Genomic DNA, 14,862 nt, shown 5'->3' with positions numbered 1-14,862 from the left:
TCAGCCGGTGCGCACCGCGGCCGGCGAGGTGTCGCCCCAAGCGCACGCTCCGGCAGTGCGACACAATCGACACCATCGAGTCCCCGCCGGTGCCACCTCGACGTCGATGACGCCGCGGCAACGGCCGAAACTGCCCCGACCGGCGGAGCAACGCCATGAATCTGCATCGTGTCCTCATTGCGAATCGCGGGGAGATCGCTATTCGCATCGCCAAGGCTGCCGTTCTCCTGAACATCGAGACCGTGGCCGTCTGCTCGTCTGCCGACGGCCGATCACTGCACGTGGCGACAGCTGACGAGGCTGTGGAACTGCCTGGGACAGACCCCGTGGCGGCGTATCTCGATATCGAAGCATTGGTCGAAGCGGCGCTGCGCCACGGATGCGATTGCGTCCATCCTGGCTACGGCTTCTTGGCTGAGAGTGCTGCGTTTGCGCGTGCGTGCGCCGATGCGGGACTGACCTTTGTGGGTCCGCCTCCAGAGGTGCTGGAATTGTTCGGCGACAAGGTCCGCGCCCGCGCCTTGGCCGCCTCCCTTGATGTTCCCGTCGCCGAAGGCTCGCCTGGCGCTGTTGCCGACGCCTCCGCGGCGGTCGAAGCCGCCGAGGCGATCGGACTTCCGGTGATGCTCAAGGCTGCTGCGGGTGGGGGCGGACGGGGTATGCGCGCCGTGGAGCGCCTTGAGGACATCGCTGAGGCGTTCGAACGGTGCTCCAGCGAGGCCGCAGCGGCCTTCGGTGACGGCACCGTCTTCGTGGAGCGTCTCGTGGAGCGGCCGCGCCACATCGAAGTACAGGTGCTAGCCGATCAGGACGGACATGTTGCTCACCTGTGGGAGCGGGACTGCTCGGTCCAGCAGCGCAATCAGAAGGTCATCGAGATTGCTCCTGCGCCGCGCCTGGACGTCAGGCTGCAGCAACGGCTGCATGCCGACGCCGTGCGGCTCGCGGCTCAGGCCGGCTTGACGAACGCAGCCACGGTGGAGTTCCTGGTGTCCCCCGAAACCGGGGATCACTTCTTCATCGAGTGCAACCCACGCATCCAGGTCGAGCACACCGTCACCGAGCAGGTCACCGGTGTCGACCTGGTCGAAGCTCAGTTCAGGATCGCTGCGGGCGCAAGCCTGGAGGACATCGGCGTCGTCCCTGCCAACCAAGATCGGACCGCGGCAGAGGAATTAGGCGCTGCCATGCGGTTGCTTGCTGGCGCTCCGCGCGGCTATGCCGTGCAAGCGCGAGTGGTGGCAACCGGCTCTGGCGCCATCTCCGCTTACCACGAACCGTCGGGCGCAGGGGTGCGGGTCGATGCTGCCGGGTACGCCGGCTACACACCGCCGCCGCACTACGATCCGCTGCTCGCCAAGGTCATCGGCGCCGGCAGCACTGCCGAGGCTGCAGTTGCCCGTACATCTGCTGCTCTGGCCGATTTCCACATCGGTCGGCTGCCCACGAACATCGACGAGCTTCGCCAGATCTTGAGCCACCCGGCCGTGCGCAGCGGTGATGCACGCACCACGCTGCTGACGGAGATGGCGGTGCTGCCCGGCGACGGTGCGACGAACACCACGAGCACCGACGGGATCTCGGGCGACATGGGCGCCAACGCATCGCGGCGTGCTGCGATGTTGGAGCCCGCATCAGCATCGCCTGTGTCGCCTGCCGCGGCATCGCCTTGCGCAGTGCCGGCGTCGACTTGGCCGGATCGCTCGCTCGACGACGGTGAAGTTGCCATTCGCAGCCCGTTGCCGGCCAGCGTTGTCGAGGTGCGGGTGGGCGCCGGCGACGCTGTGGCGGCCGGACAGACCATCGCGGTGTTGTCGGCCATGAAGATGGAGACCGAGGTCACCGCACCCAGCGCCGGGACGGTCTCGGCCGTGCGTCAGCTGCAGCCTGGAGATCAGTTGGCTGAAGGCGAAGTCTTGGCAGTCGTGATGACCGGCACAGCCGCCGGCGACGCTGGCCCGGCAGGTACGAGGCTCAGCGGCTGGGAGCCGCTGCTGGACGAAGTGCAGACGCTGCAGCGCTTGGCCGATGAACGCCTCGGCCCGGATTCTGTCGAGCCGGGAGTGGTGCGCCAGCGCGACCGGGGGAAGCTGCACTGCCGGGACCGGATCCGCCTGCTGCTCGACGAGGGCAGTTTCCGAGAAGTCGGCAGCCTCGCCGGCTTCGCCTCCTACGACGACGAGGGCGAGATAGCGGCGTTCACGCCCGCCAACCACGTCGGAGGGACCGGCAAGATCGAAGACCGCGACGTTGTGGTCTGCGCCGACGACTTCACTTCCCGCGGCGGCCACGCCGACGGCGCCATCGGCGCGAAGAGCTTCTACCTCGATCTGCTTTCTGCGGAACTGGGCGTGCCGTCCATCCGGCTGCTCGATGGCTCCTCAGGAGGCGGCAGTGTTGCTTCGATGGTGCCCGAGCAGCGCACCGAGGGGGAGAGCACCGCCAAGGAGAGCACTGGTGCGATCAAGGCCGGGCGCCCGCGGGTGACCGGCGGAGGCGGTTCGTTCCTGCCATCACATCTGGGCAGCACTGAGTACGCCGAACAGCTCGCGACGGTGCCGGTGGTCAACATGCTGCTCGGCAGCGTGGTCGGCATCGGCGCGGCGAAGGCGGTGCTGGGCCACTTCGCGGTGATGGTGCGCGACATCTCGCAGCTGTTCGTGGCCGGTCCGCCCGTCGTCAGCCACGCGATGGGCTACGACATCACCAAGGAAGACCTCGGCGACTGGCGGATCCACTGCACCAACGGTTCAGTCGACAACCTGGCCGAGACCGAGCAGGAGGCAGCCGAGCTTGTCCGACGCTTCCTGTCGTACCTGCCGTCGTCGGTGTACGAGACGCCGCCCGTGCTGACGCCCGACCCCGACGACCCGCCCGATCGGCGCGACGACGAGCTGCTGACGCTGATCCCCCGCAAGCGAACGACGACCTTCGACGTCCGCCGCGGCATCGAGCTGATCTGTGACCGAGGCTCGTTCTTCGAGATCGGCTCGCTGTGGGGCACCGACCAGGTGGTCGGGTTCGCACGCATGAACGGCCACCCCGTCGGCGTGCTGGCGTCGGACAGTCGACATCCCAACGGCGGCGCGCTCACCGCCGACGGCTGCGACAAGCTGACCCGCCACATCGACCTGTGCGACCTGTTCCACCTGCCGATCCTGAACCTGTGCGACAACCCCGGCTTCGCGGTCGGCGTCGAGCATGAGATTGCCGGCACGATCCGCAAGGGCGCGACGTGGATGACGGCATTCGCCCAAGCCGCCGTGCCGATCTTCACCGTGCTCATGCGGCGCAGCTTCGGCGTGGCCGGAAACAACTACGCGACACCGCGCCGCCAGCACAACGCCCGAGTGGTGTGGCCGGCCGCCGATGTGGGGGGCATCCCGCCCGAAGGCGGCATCGAGGCCGCTTACAAACGGCAACTTGCAGAGGCCGCGGACCCGGTCGCATTGCGGGCCGAGCTGGAGGCACGCATCGAGGCGGCCCGTGGACCGATCGGGCCGCTCAACCGCTTCCAGATCGAAGAGATGATCGACCCTCGTGACACCCGCCGACTGATCTGCGAATGGATCGAGGGTGCCTACCGAGTCGTCAGCCGACCGGTTCAACTGGTGCCGCGCCCCATCGCCTTTCGTCCCTGAGGAGGGACGCTCTGGCTCGGCTGCGTTGCCCGCGTCGGGGAGGAAATCGTGAGGAGCCGCGCGGGAATCGGAGAACGTCCCGCTTGTCAGTCGCCGCTCGTCAACTGCCGGTTTCAGGTGCCGGATTGGCTTCGGCCCACGAGGCGGCGCGTTCGGCAAACACGTCGGGGTCGTCCACCCAGTCCGCGAAACCGACAGAGCCGTCGTCGGTCAGCCATCGCAGGGCTCGGTTCATTCGATCTGCCAGATCGGTGTCGTCCGCCGCGACCGTGCATCCTCCGATCTCGACTTGTTGGTCGACCACGCTGACAACCAGCTCGTCGCCGGAAGCGGCTGCTGTGGCGGTCGTTTCCACGATCCCTTGAGCGATGGCATCGACCGTGCCGTTGCGCAGTGCTTCGAGCTGGGATTCCGACGTGTCTGCGGTGTCGAGACCTGATGCGCCAAGCCGGTCGAGGTACACCACCTCGGGCTTGGATGGATCAGGGGGGATCAGCCGCACCCTGCCGGCCAGCTCGGCCGATGAGCCTCCCGGATTGATCCACAAGCTGTTGGCGCCGGTGGCTTCCACGGTGTGCTGGTCGCCGCTGCCGTCGTCAGCCTCGATCATGACCCGGGTGCGGTCGGCGAGCCGTCCGTGCTCGTCGGCTGCACCGATGAGCTGCAGCAGGCGCGATTCCCCGGTGGTTGCGGTCTGCACACCGACCGCATCGCCGCCGTCGAGCGATTCGTACGCAGCCAGCCGGTCAGCGTCGGCTGCTCGCACCAGCAGCGACTGGCGGAACTCGATGTGGCCGTCAGTGAACCGAACGGCGGGTTCTCCATCGGGGCCGCGGGTGCGTTGTGGGTCGATCGTGATGCCGCCGCATGCGATGTCGATGCCATCCGCGGCGGGCAGCAGCCAGATGTCTGCCCAATCGTCGATGCCTCGCCGTTGGAATGTCAATCCGAATCCCGGCATCGCTTCGACAGCGTCGAGCAGGTCGGCTTCGTAGCCAAGATGCTGGTCGAACCCTGCGGTGCCCAGATGCGAGTCTGCCGAACTGCTGACCGGCGGGTAATGCGCATAGAACGCGAGGTTCACGTTGCGCTCGATGGACTCTGGCGGCTCTGATGCCACGTCGTCGGCAGCTTCAGGGCCTGTGCAGCCGACGGTCAGCAACGCGACACACAACAGAATGGATGCAACACGTCGAAGCGGCCTGCACGTCATCGCACTGGCTCGATCGCCCAGACGGCGGGAGCAGTCCGGTGGTGCATCTCGTCGAGCTCGACCCTCTCGTCGTGGTCGCCGTTGACGCCGTTGCCGACGAGCGCCGGCTGGCGCACTTCCTTCGGAAGGTCACGCATGACGGCCAGCACCGGCGTCGGCCTGGCTGCCAGGGGTCGCACCGCAGCGGCCCGCCCCTGCTGAGGCGCTGGTTGGAGGTACTCGCGAGCGGGATTGCCGGCGAAGCTGTAGACGGCCAGACCCGCGACAGCGACGACTGCCAGGGTGAAGAACGCGGACCTGTAGCTGTATAGATCGTGCAGGACCCCGGTCACGAACGGTCCCCCGGCCAGGCCCGACACCATGAGCAGCGAACCGAAGCCGTAGATGCGCGGGTAGTCACGTACGCCGAAGGCGTCGGCCAAGATCAGCGGGTGCAGCATCAACAGGTTGCCCATGGCGCTGCCCAGCACCAGTATTCCGAACAAGATGGCGAGGCCGCTGCCAGCAACTGCCAGCAGGCAGAGCCCGACGACCTGTACCACCATCAGCACCATCGTGAGCCAGCGCAGCGACACCTTCAGCGCTGCGATCCCGCCGCAGATTCTGGCCACCACGCTGGCTCCAGCCAGCACCGCAACCGCGGTCGAAGCAGCAGCGTCTGAACCGAGCCGGTCCCCGGTGAGCTTGTACATGTGCTGAATGGCTCCGACCTGGCTGCTCATCACCAGTACGAATCCGATGGCGGTGAAGATGAAGAACCGTGTGCGGATGGCCTGCTGGTAGGACATCCCCGGCGGCGCAGAATTGGGAGCTCCGACCGAATCGCTGGCCTGCCGCGCTCCGTCGGGCTGCAGTCCCACGTCTTTGGGCCATGCTCGAATGAAGAACCATGTCGAGATCAGCAGCAGGACGCAGTACACCGCGGCGAATCGGGGCGCCCAGTAGATCAGCGAATCGGTCTCGATGCGTTGACTGAGCTGCGGCAGCAGGATGATGCCTCCGAGCGACAACCCTGTCGACGCGATCGCCATCGCCACGGAGCGACGCCGCTCGAACCAGCGCGTCACCAAGGTGGTGGTCGGCACAAGGCCGCAGAGCCCGAAGCCGATGCCGAAGATGCTCATCACGACGAACATCTGCCAGCCAGATCGCACTTGTGCGAGCAGCGCCATGCCGACGGTGCTGACTGCGGTGCCCGCCGTGATCACCCAGCGAGCATCGAAGCGATTGACCAGCTTGCCCGTGTAGTACCCGCACAGACCTGATGCCAGCAAGAAGGCGCCTACACCTGCGCCCGCGAGACCGGTGCTGAAGCCCTGCTCGTCGACGAAGGCATCCAGGAAGGCGCCGAGGGCATAGAAGACCATGCCCGAGGTGATCATCATCACCCCGAAGACGCCGGTGAGCACCACCCAGCCCCGAAGCGACCGCTGGCTGCGTTCATCAGTAGCCAGCGGCAGATTCATCGCTGCACAGCCTGCCAGCTAACTTGCCCCGATGCCTCTGCCGCGGCCGGAATGCGCGTCGGTACCCCGGACGGCCGTGCGTTCATGAGCCAGTATTCGCGGGACCGATGAGAATGACCTGCAGCCAACCGGCAGGCGAGGAGCGAGCAAGCCGATGGACATGATGAAGGCCGGCCGGATGGTCGATGTCGGGCGCATGGAGTGCGAAGAGATTCCCGTGCCCCCGCTGCGCGAGGCTTCCTCGGATGCCGCTCCGTCGTCTCGGCCCGACGCAGCGCTGGGCATGACTGCTGTCAACTACGACCTGCTGATCCGCTCCGAGATGGCGTCGATCTGCGGCAGCGACCTGCACATGGTGATGATGGGCGCTGGCCTCGCGCACCGTCCGCCGTGCCCGCATGGCTTCCCGGGCCACGAAGGCATCGGCATGGTGGTCGAGAGCCGAGCGCCGAGCCTGCCCGAGGGCACTCATGTGCTGACGTTCCCGAACCCGCCGGTCGGCGAGTGCTTCAACGCCTTCCAGCGGATCAATTCTGCGTACTGCGTGCCGCTGCCGGCGAGCGATGTGCCTCGCTCGCATCTGCTGATGGGCCAGCAGCTCGGCACGGTCATCTACGCCATGCGCCAGCATCCCCGCGACGTCGCAGGCGAGACCGTCGTCGTGATGGGCCAAGGCTCCGCAGGGCTGTTCTTCACGTACCTGTTGAAGCGCGCCGGGGCGCAGCGGGTCATCGTCTCGGACCTCTCGCCGACTCGCTTGGCGGTCGCGGAGGCCTATGGCGCGGATGAGTGCCTGAACGCCGCCGAGCTCGGCAACCTCGGCGTGATCGAAGCCGTCAAGGACATGACCAATGGTCGTGGTGCCGACTATGTCGTGGAGGCAGTGGGCCGCTCGGACACGTTCTTGGACTCGGTCGAGTTGGTCCGCATGGACGGCCAGCTGCTGTGGTTCGGGCTGCCGTCGACTGACGACAACATTCATGTGCGCTTCCAGAAGTTCTTTCGCAAGCGGCTGTCCGCGGCGAGCACCTACGGCGCCCAGGACGAGCCCGGCTCGATGTCATTCCGCCAAGCGCTGCGCCTCATCGCCTCCGGCGAGATCGATGTGTCGCCGCTGCTCAGCCACGTGTTCGACGTGAGCGACATCGGCGATGCCTTCCGGCTCGCTCACGAGCCCCACGACGCGGGAGCGCTGAAGGTCTCGGTGGGCTTCGGCTAACGGGCCGGGTAGCGCGACACCGGCTGCATCCTTGCCGAGGCCGACGTGTCGGTCAGGCTGCGGTTGCTGGTTCGTGGTGCGGTGTGCTGAGAGGTCCGGAAGATCGGGGTGGTCGAGCGTTGGGCGGTTTGGTGTTGCTGTCGACCGGTGGTGTTCGATCGGTTCGGTCGTCTGGGCTGCCTCGAGCGGCTTGGCCGTCGGGTGGTGTTCGGTCGGGTCGGTCGTCTGGGGAGCGTCGGCCGGGTGGGCCGGTGTTGCGGTCGGCAGGTGGCGTTGCGCCGGGCTGGCGGTTGGGTGGTGTTCGGTCGGGTCGGCCGGCGGGTGGTGTTGTGCCGGGTCGGCCATCCGGGGGTGTTCGGCGGGGTCGGCCGTCGGGTGGGGTTTCGATGGGCCAATGGCGTTGGTGGTGGTCGGTGTGGCAGGGCTCGCACAGGTTGGCGAGGTTCGGGATGTCGGTGTTTCCGCCGTTGTCGTAGTGGTCGATGTGGTGGGCGTGGCAGCGTTCGGAGTGAGTCGCGCAGGCGATGCAGCCGCCGTCGCGGATCGCGAGGATGATCTTCTGTACTTCAGAGGCGCTGCGTACCCGCCCCAGGGCGAGCTGGCTCCAGTCGCTGCTGAAGATGGCAGGCAGGATCGTGGCGTCAGCGGCCGGCTCGGCAAGCTGCGCTGCCGACAACGGCGTGCCGTGGTCGAGGCGGGCGTTGGCGAGCTGCCCTGACGCGATGTCGTAGTCCGCGGCGATCAACAGGCTGGCTCCGGGACGCTGACGGCCCAAGATGAGATCGGACAACGCGTCGGCGTTGCGCTGGGCGAAGGAGTCGTCGGCTGATTCGTCGCGTTGGCGCACGGCCCGCTCGGCTGCTGCGAGCTGCATGCTCACCTGCCGTCCGGCGAGATAGTCCAGGTCGGCGCGCAGATGCCACATGCCGTCATCGCCGAGCACCAGCGAGCAGCGGCGTTCGGTGCGCTGGAAGGCGAGCTCCGTGTCGGCGGGATCGACCTCGCCGCTGTCGGCCTGAGCCTGCATCTCAGCAATCGCCTGCTGACGCCGGGACTCGAGCGTGCGGCGGGCGACCATGTCCGACGGATAGGCCTCGCACAGCTCCAGCAGATCGCCCTCATCGAGGCTGTGCTCCTTGGGGACTTCCCGGGCGACTAGCCGAGCGTGAGACACATGAATGTCGCCCGCTGCCAACGCGTCGAACGTGTCGGCCAGCTGATGCTCTGTGAGCGCTTCAGCGAGATGAGCTTCGCTGCGAGCCTGCGCTGTGCTCATCCGGGTGTACTCGCGCAGCTGCCACGCAGCCGACCGCGCCCCGTCACGGGCAACCAACTCGCCCACCGCAGCCAGAAACCGTGCTTCAGCACGAGACCGCTCAGCCGCCAGCTTCACGACACGATCCACCAGATCGCCATGAGCCAACAGCTCCAAACCCATCTCCGACACACAGCCAGATTCCATGAACCCGCCACGCTCCGCACCCGCCGCAGCAGCCCGCTCCCTCGCCGCTGCCCGATTCAGCTCAGCCCAATACTCCAGATCGTCAGCGACGATTTGACCGTAAGCGTCAGAAGCACCGGCCGAGTTTCCGTCAATAACGGCCGAATGACCGCTGGGCGAGTCCTCAAAGCGCCGCTCGGTAAACATAAGAGAAACATACACACGTACGCTACTAATTGCAACGACATAATCGCATCAATTTCGGTCGATTTCTGCTGTGGAAGGTAGAGAGAATCAGGGGCGTGGGTATGGAACAGATGAACATAATGAAGGCCCGGTGTAGTGCTCAATCACAGTAGTCGGCAGGTACTCCCTGCGGACCTTTCTTGCCGCATGGGTGGCACGTCTCGACGTCGTAACAGTGGTCATGATTTGAATGACGACACTCCTGCGCGTGCGGGTCCGAAGACCAGCCTCGCGGATTTGAATGCCGACCAGAGTTCGCTCTCTCTATCAATTGTGGTCACAGTGGTCAGCGCGCACCCCTTGAGGATCTGCCTCCTCGGCAGGATGGTATGCATATCGGCTCAGATACAGAGGGTGTTCAGGGTGGTGACACGCGTTTCCGTATTGAACAGAAATATCAAGAGACCAACCTTTAGGGCAGGCCCTCCGCGCCTTCAGGGTTGTGGCATCCTCCGTACCCGGTTCTGCTCTCGTTGGTTTCATAGTAACCGCATTCATTCGCAAAATCGCCAATCGCTTTCCACTCTGCTGCCCAAATCGGATTGGGGTCAATTTCCAGAACGAATTCTGCGGGATCATCTTCCCCAGACGTCTCTTGCGCCTCCTCATTCACGTCTCAGTTGCGGTGCTGGTGCCCGCAGTGGTGTCGCCGCTGACGCGTCTTCTCACGAGCTGCGCTGTGTCCCAACGAGTCGTGCCGCCCAGACGCGTCATGTCAAGGCCGGCAATCTTCGCCACCGGCGAGATACGCGCCCCCGCTCTGCGCACCCGCCATCAACAAAGCGACCCCAAGCACCGCGGCCAACAGCACGGCGAGCCAACCGCGACCACTCGCACGCATGTGTTGCGTTCCGTCTTCGCCGCCTGAGACCATCCGGCGTTGATAGTTGTGACTGACCACAAGGTCGGTGGGCGGACGTGCGTGAATCCGCCGGAAAAACAACTCTGATCTGCGACGATGCGCGTTGTCGATGGATGCGGCGGGCCGCCGTGCAGGCGTCGACGGTGCCCAACGGGAGATTGCGGTGTGTGTGCACCAGTTCGGCGATCCGCACTCCAGCCTGTGCGGGCTAGGGGGAATCGAGGTGGCTCAGTCGAGCGACTCGATGGCGTCGACGAGGATGTCGAGGCCTTGGTTGAGCTCGGCCTCGGTGACGTTCATCATCGGCGTGATGCGGATGACGTTGCCGTAGAGGCCTCCCTTGCCCACGAGCAAGCCGTGGTCCTTGGTGGACTCGAGCACTGCCGAGGTGGCCCCGGCGTCGGGCTCGATGCTGTCGGGGTGGTAGAACTCGATGCCTTGCATGAGCGCCTTGCAAGGCATCGATAGAGCTGGTGCGTGGATTGAGGCGGCCGCGGTGCAGCCAAAGGTTCTGCGCCGTCCTGAGTTCAGATCCGGACTTCACTGCCGATTCGAAAGCTCAGGAGCGCTTGGAGCTTCCTGCCTTATCTCGTTCTGGCCAGAGATACAGCGTCGCAGCGATGAGCACCAGGAGCGCCACAGGTAGAACGCTGGGTGAAATGAAGAGCTCAGCGACGGCCCCTAGTAGGAAGAGCGCAGCGAGTGTTCGGCGAGCGCGGCGCGAGCGGAGCACGCGCACGAGATCGAAGCCACTCGGCCACCTAAGCATCCGACGACTCTAACACGTTGCTAGGAGAGCCAATTTCGGGGGCATCCCGCCAATGCGCCGATCAGCAGCTTTGAAATCTGATCGCGACCGTCCGCGATTTCGGGATCTGTTGAGCGTGCTGCTAGCCGGGTCAGCTGACCACATGACATTCGATCTATGAGCCCAGCGAGCCGATGTAGAACAGGATTTCCCACACCAGCGACTCTGGATGATCGTGCGGCAAGTAGTGGCACCAATACACGGGTTGTTCGTACTGCTGGTAAGGCTGGCTGCCCCATTGCACGGTTTCGTACCTGACGATCCAGCAAAGCTGCTCGCCTGGGTGAGCGGAAACATCATCGGTATTGAACGCGAGCGTCACGCCGATCGATCCGAGCAACAGCAGTGCTGCTGCAGTCACCATCGACAGCTTGCGGCCTACACGGCCGAGTGCCGTTGGGTTCTTACGCCACGTATCAGCATCGAGCCGCAGTTGGTCTGTTGACATGAGTGATTCTCCTTGTTGTATCGGAATTATTCATTTCAGATACAGTCGTCCTATGAACAATCATTCGTATTCCTCCGATCCCGTCCGTGTCATCTCCTACGCGCGTGTGTCCTCCGGAGCTCAGGCCGAGTCGGGGTTGGGCACCGACGCCCAGCACCACGCCGTGGACCGCGGAGCCGCAGTGCGCGGCTGGCGGGTGATCGACCGCATCACCGACGAGGCGGTATCAGGCTCGGTGCCCACCCAGCGACGGCCGCGTCTGCGAAGCGCTCTGGAACAGCTCGCCCGCGGTGATGCTGAGGTGCTTGTCGTGGCGCGCAGCGACCGCCTCGCGCGCACGATGCTCGAGCTGTTGAGGCTCTACGAACGTGCCGAGTCCGAAGGCTGGATGCTGGTTTGCCTCGACGCCCCTTTCGATGTCGAGAGCCCTGAAAGCCGCCTGTTCATCGGGGTTCGCGCAGCCATCGCGGAGTTCGAGGCAGCCATGGCCAAGGCGCGCACCGCCGAGGCGCTCGGAGTCGCCCGACTCAGAGGCGTGCGCTCGGGGCGCCCCAGCAAGCACTCCGAGGCCACCAAGCAACTCGCCGCGCAACTGCGCGCCGCCGGGTGCAGCCTCGCCGAGATTGCCGCCGCTCTCACCGACGTCGGCGTTGTCACGCCCGCCGGCAATGACACCTGGAGCCGCTCATCGGTGCAGTCCCTGCTGCGCACCGTCAACCTCGACAACCAAGCCCGAGCCAACGCCGAAGCGCACCGCCGCGCCCATACCGGTCGTGACCCTGACACCGAAGCGCCCCAACAGCGTGCCGCTTGATCTCGACCAGCGAATCGGCTTGACAGGCCATCAGGGGCTGCATACAATACGAACGTTTCCCGTACACCCTATGAACCAACACTGACCACCAGGTTTGTGGATGTGAAATAACGCTCCGGCTCAAGTATCGGGTGGGAGAGTCGATTCAGTCGAGCGCTTCGATGGCGTCGACGAGGATGTCGAGGCCTTGGTTGAGCTCGGCCTCGGTGACGTTCATCATCGGCGTGATGCGGATGACGTTCCCGTAGAGGCCTCCCTTGCCGACGAGCAGGCCGTGGTCCTTGGTGGACTCGAGCACTGTTGAGGTAGTCCCTGCGTCGGGCTCGATGCTGTCGGGGTGGCAGAACTCGATGCCCTGCATGAGCCCCTTGCCGCGCAGCTCGGCGACGTGAGGCGACGCATCGCACACGGGCGACAGGCGTTCGTGCATTTGCGCCCAGCGAGCGGCGGCGTTGCCCTGCAAGTCGTTCTCAAGCAGGTAGCGCAGGGTGGCCCGGCCCGCCGCCGTCGAGAGCGGATTCCCGCCGAAGGTGGTGATCGAGTTGCGCGTCAGGCAGTTCATCAAGTCGGCCCTGGCGACGATCCCCGCCAAGGTGATGCCGTTGCCGACGCCCTTGGCGAACGTGATCGCATCGGGTGTGATGCCGTGCGCCTCGTAACCCCAGAAGTGCTCGCCGGTGCGACCCCAACCCGATTGCACCTCGTCGGAGATGAACAGGATTCCCTCTGCGGCCAGCACCTTGCCCATCGCCCCGAAGAACCCGTCGGGCGGGGTTGCGAATCCACCAACGCCCTGGATGGGCTCGGCAATGAGTGCCGAGAATCCTCCCGAGTCGGTCATGTCGATGAGCTGGACGAGGTCCTCCACGCACGCATTGGTGAAGGCGTCGTCGTCGAGGTTCCTGAAGGGGCTGCGCAGCCGGTAGCCGCCCTGCACGAACTGCACGTCGAGCCCGCTGAAACTGCTCGTCGACCAGGCGCGGTGGCTGGTGATCGCCTGGGCCGTGAGCGAGCGACCGTGGTAGCTGTTGCGCATCGCCAGCACCTGGTTGCTATTGCGGTAGTTGGTGGCCAGCAGGATCGCGGTGTCGTTGGCCTCGCTGCCTGAGGTGGTGAACAGCACACGGGGGTCTGCAATGCCCGAGACAGCCGCAACCTCCTCGGCGAACGAGATCATCTCTTCATTCAGGTACAGCGTGGAGGTGTGCATCACCTTGGCTGCCTGGGCCTGCACGGCCTCGACCACGACGGGGTTGGCGTGCCCGATCATGGTGGTGAGAATTCCGCCGAAGAAGTCCAGGTAGCGGTTGCCCTCATTGTCGAAGACATAGCTCCCCTCGCCGCGGTCGATCGAGATCGGCTCGGCATACAGCGGGCTGATGAAACTGGGCAGGATCGCGCGGTAGCGCTCCGCGAGATCGGGCGTAGTGGCCATGGCGGACATCGTAGAGTTCGCGTTCATGGCGGGGTTGACGAATTGGGTATCGCAGGCCTACGAAACGGCCCGCAGCGTCATGCAATTCGGCGAGTTCGAACACGACGCCGACAAGCGGCACTTGATCCGCGCAGCCGACGTATCCGACTTGCGCCGCATGGCGAAGCGTCGAATGCCCGCAGGCTGCTTCGACTACATCGACGGGGCCGCTGAGGACGAGGTCAGCGCCGAGCGCAGTGTCTCCGCGTATCACCGCTGGCAATTCCGGCCGCGTGTGCTGCGCGATGTGAGCGAAGTGGACATCTCGGGCAGAGTCCTGGGCAAGACCGCGCCGATCCCGCTGGTGATCGCTCCGACCGGTTTTGACCGCATCGCCCATTCACAAGGCGAGCTGGCCGTGGCACGAGCGGCCGAGAGAGCCGGCATCCCGTACTCGCTCTCGACGATGGGAACTCGCTCGGTCGAGGAAGTGGCCGACGTCTGCGGCGGCAGGAAGTTCTTCCAGGTGTACGTCTGGCGTGACCGCGAGCTGATGGCCGACCTGCTGAAGCGTTCGGCTGCGGCCGGCTACGAGGCGATCATGATCACCGTCGACACCGCAGTGCTGGGTCGCCGCGAGCGTGACGTGCGCCGCGGCTTCAGCCTGCCGCCCAAGCTCGGGCCCGACACGATCATCGACGGCTTGCTGCATCCGCGATGGCTGCTGGATTTCCTCAGCAACGAGCCAATCAAGTTCTCGAATTGCGAGGGGGCCACCGGGGGCGACGGCGGCGACGCGGTGGCGCTGGCCGACTACATCAACAGCCAATTCGACCCGTCGCTGTCGTGGGACGACATCGAGTGGTTCCGCGAGCGCTGGGACGGGCCGGTGATGCTCAAGGGCGTGCTGTCGCCCGACGACGCCAAGATTGCCGCCGACATGGAGCTCGACGCCGTGATCGTGTCCAACCACGGCGGGCGTCAGCTCGACGGGGCCCCCGCCCCCGTGGAGTGCGTGCCTGCGATTCGTGAGGCAGTCGGCGACCGATGTGAGGTCATCTGCGACGGCGGCATCCGGCGCGGCAGCGACATCGTCAAGGCGCTGGCACTGGGCGCCGACTCGGCAATGATCGGGCGTGCCTACCTGTACGCGCTCGGCGCTGCGGGGGAGACCGGCGTGGATTGGGTGCTCAACTACTTCGTCGAGGGAATGACCCGCACCATGCGCCTCAACGGCGTCCGCTCCACTGCGGACCTGAACCCCGAACTGCTTGCGAGAGTCTGAGGTAC

10 protein-coding genes are annotated in these 14,862 nt (G+C 65.5%); 4 read left to right on the top strand and 6 right to left on the bottom strand.

The annotated features are described in order from the left end of the window. Positions 1 to 155 precede the first annotated feature (155 nt). The gene (locus tag ACOOF5_RS03895) at positions 156 to 3,641 is read left to right on the top strand and encodes a carboxyl transferase domain-containing protein (RefSeq protein WP_420436818.1); all 3,486 of its coding nucleotides are present in this window, start codon (positions 156 to 158) and stop codon (positions 3,639 to 3,641) included. A 100-nt stretch (positions 3,642 to 3,741) separates the two neighbouring features. Here ACOOF5_RS03895 and ACOOF5_RS03890 read toward each other — a convergent pair whose 3' ends face one another. Next, positions 3,742 to 4,761, bottom strand: coding sequence for a transporter substrate-binding domain-containing protein (locus ACOOF5_RS03890; protein WP_420436816.1), 1,020 nt, complete (start codon positions 4,759 to 4,761; stop codon positions 3,742 to 3,744). Between the two features lie 89 nt (positions 4,762 to 4,850). Further along, a complete protein-coding gene (locus tag ACOOF5_RS03885; protein ID WP_420436814.1) occupies positions 4,851 to 6,320 on the bottom strand; it encodes an MFS transporter in 1,470 nt (489 codons plus the stop codon). A gap of 154 nt (positions 6,321 to 6,474) precedes the next feature. Between ACOOF5_RS03885 and ACOOF5_RS03880 the strand changes: the two genes are divergently transcribed. Continuing rightward, the gene (locus ACOOF5_RS03880) at positions 6,475 to 7,539 is read left to right on the top strand and encodes a zinc-dependent alcohol dehydrogenase (RefSeq protein WP_420436812.1); all 1,065 of its coding nucleotides are present in this window, start codon (positions 6,475 to 6,477) and stop codon (positions 7,537 to 7,539) included. 52 nt (positions 7,540 to 7,591) lie between these two features. Here the strand turns inward: ACOOF5_RS03880 and ACOOF5_RS03875 are convergent, their stop codons facing one another. The 3 genes from ACOOF5_RS03875 to ACOOF5_RS03865 all read right to left on the bottom strand — a co-directional run bounded on the left by ACOOF5_RS03875 (position 7,592) and on the right by ACOOF5_RS03865 (position 11,344). Next, positions 7,592 to 9,187 (bottom strand): HNH endonuclease, encoded by a 1,596-nt coding sequence (locus ACOOF5_RS03875; RefSeq protein ID WP_420436810.1) that lies wholly within the window; start codon positions 9,185 to 9,187, stop codon positions 7,592 to 7,594. A gap of 1,129 nt (positions 9,188 to 10,316) precedes the next feature. Further along, positions 10,317 to 10,550: a hypothetical protein gene (locus tag ACOOF5_RS03870; protein ID WP_420436808.1), complete on the bottom strand. Its 234-nt coding sequence runs from the start codon at positions 10,548 to 10,550 to the stop codon at positions 10,317 to 10,319. Between the two features lie 461 nt (positions 10,551 to 11,011). Beyond that, positions 11,012 to 11,344 (bottom strand): hypothetical protein, encoded by a 333-nt coding sequence (locus tag ACOOF5_RS03865; protein WP_420436806.1) that lies wholly within the window; start codon positions 11,342 to 11,344, stop codon positions 11,012 to 11,014. A 52-nt stretch (positions 11,345 to 11,396) separates the two neighbouring features. Here ACOOF5_RS03865 and ACOOF5_RS03860 point away from each other — a divergent pair, with 52 nt between their 5' ends. Then, on the top strand, positions 11,397 to 12,158 hold the full coding sequence (locus ACOOF5_RS03860; RefSeq protein WP_420436804.1) for a recombinase family protein: 762 nt from the start codon (positions 11,397 to 11,399) through the stop codon (positions 12,156 to 12,158). A gap of 145 nt (positions 12,159 to 12,303) precedes the next feature. Here the strand turns inward: ACOOF5_RS03860 and ACOOF5_RS03855 are convergent, their stop codons facing one another. Beyond that, the gene (locus tag ACOOF5_RS03855; RefSeq protein ID WP_420436802.1) at positions 12,304 to 13,593 is read right to left on the bottom strand and encodes an aspartate aminotransferase family protein; all 1,290 of its coding nucleotides are present in this window, start codon (positions 13,591 to 13,593) and stop codon (positions 12,304 to 12,306) included. On the opposite strand from ACOOF5_RS03855, the gene ACOOF5_RS03850 reads away from it, so the two are divergent. After that, on the top strand, positions 13,592 to 14,857 hold the full coding sequence (locus ACOOF5_RS03850) for an alpha-hydroxy acid oxidase (protein ID WP_420436800.1): 1,266 nt from the start codon (positions 13,592 to 13,594) through the stop codon (positions 14,855 to 14,857). The genes ACOOF5_RS03855 and ACOOF5_RS03850 overlap by 2 nt on opposite strands. The last annotated feature ends 5 nt before the right edge of the window (positions 14,858 to 14,862 follow it).

This window comes from Candidatus Poriferisodalis sp., from assembly GCF_965214215.1.
GTDB lineage: Bacteria > Actinomycetota > Acidimicrobiia > Acidimicrobiales > Poriferisodalaceae > Poriferisodalis.
The sequence above is the reverse complement of the archived record's forward strand: the minus strand, read 5'-3'. Positions and strand labels throughout refer to the sequence as shown.

Bases quoted from the DNA above. Each gene is read 5' to 3' on its own strand.
- ACOOF5_RS03895 (WP_420436818.1), top strand. From the start codon at position 156: ATGAATCTGCATCGTGTCCTCATTGCGAATCGCGGGGAGATCGCTATT.
- ACOOF5_RS03885 (WP_420436814.1), bottom strand. From the start codon at position 6,320: ATGAATCTGCCGCTGGCTACTGATGAACGCAGCCAGCGGTCGCTTCGG.
- ACOOF5_RS03880 (WP_420436812.1), top strand. From the start codon at position 6,475: ATGGACATGATGAAGGCCGGCCGGATGGTCGATGTCGGGCGCATGGAG.
- ACOOF5_RS03875 (WP_420436810.1), bottom strand. From the start codon at position 9,187: ATGTTTACCGAGCGGCGCTTTGAGGACTCGCCCAGCGGTCATTCGGCC.
- ACOOF5_RS03870 (WP_420436808.1), bottom strand. From the start codon at position 10,550: ATGCCTTGCAAGGCGCTCATGCAAGGCATCGAGTTCTACCACCCCGAC.
- ACOOF5_RS03865 (WP_420436806.1), bottom strand. From the start codon at position 11,344: ATGTCAACAGACCAACTGCGGCTCGATGCTGATACGTGGCGTAAGAAC.
- ACOOF5_RS03860 (WP_420436804.1), top strand. From the start codon at position 11,397: ATGAACAATCATTCGTATTCCTCCGATCCCGTCCGTGTCATCTCCTAC.
- ACOOF5_RS03850 (WP_420436800.1), top strand. From the start codon at position 13,592: ATGGCGGACATCGTAGAGTTCGCGTTCATGGCGGGGTTGACGAATTGG.
- ACOOF5_RS03855 (WP_420436802.1), bottom strand. From the start codon at position 13,593: ATGGCCACTACGCCCGATCTCGCGGAGCGCTACCGCGCGATCCTGCCC.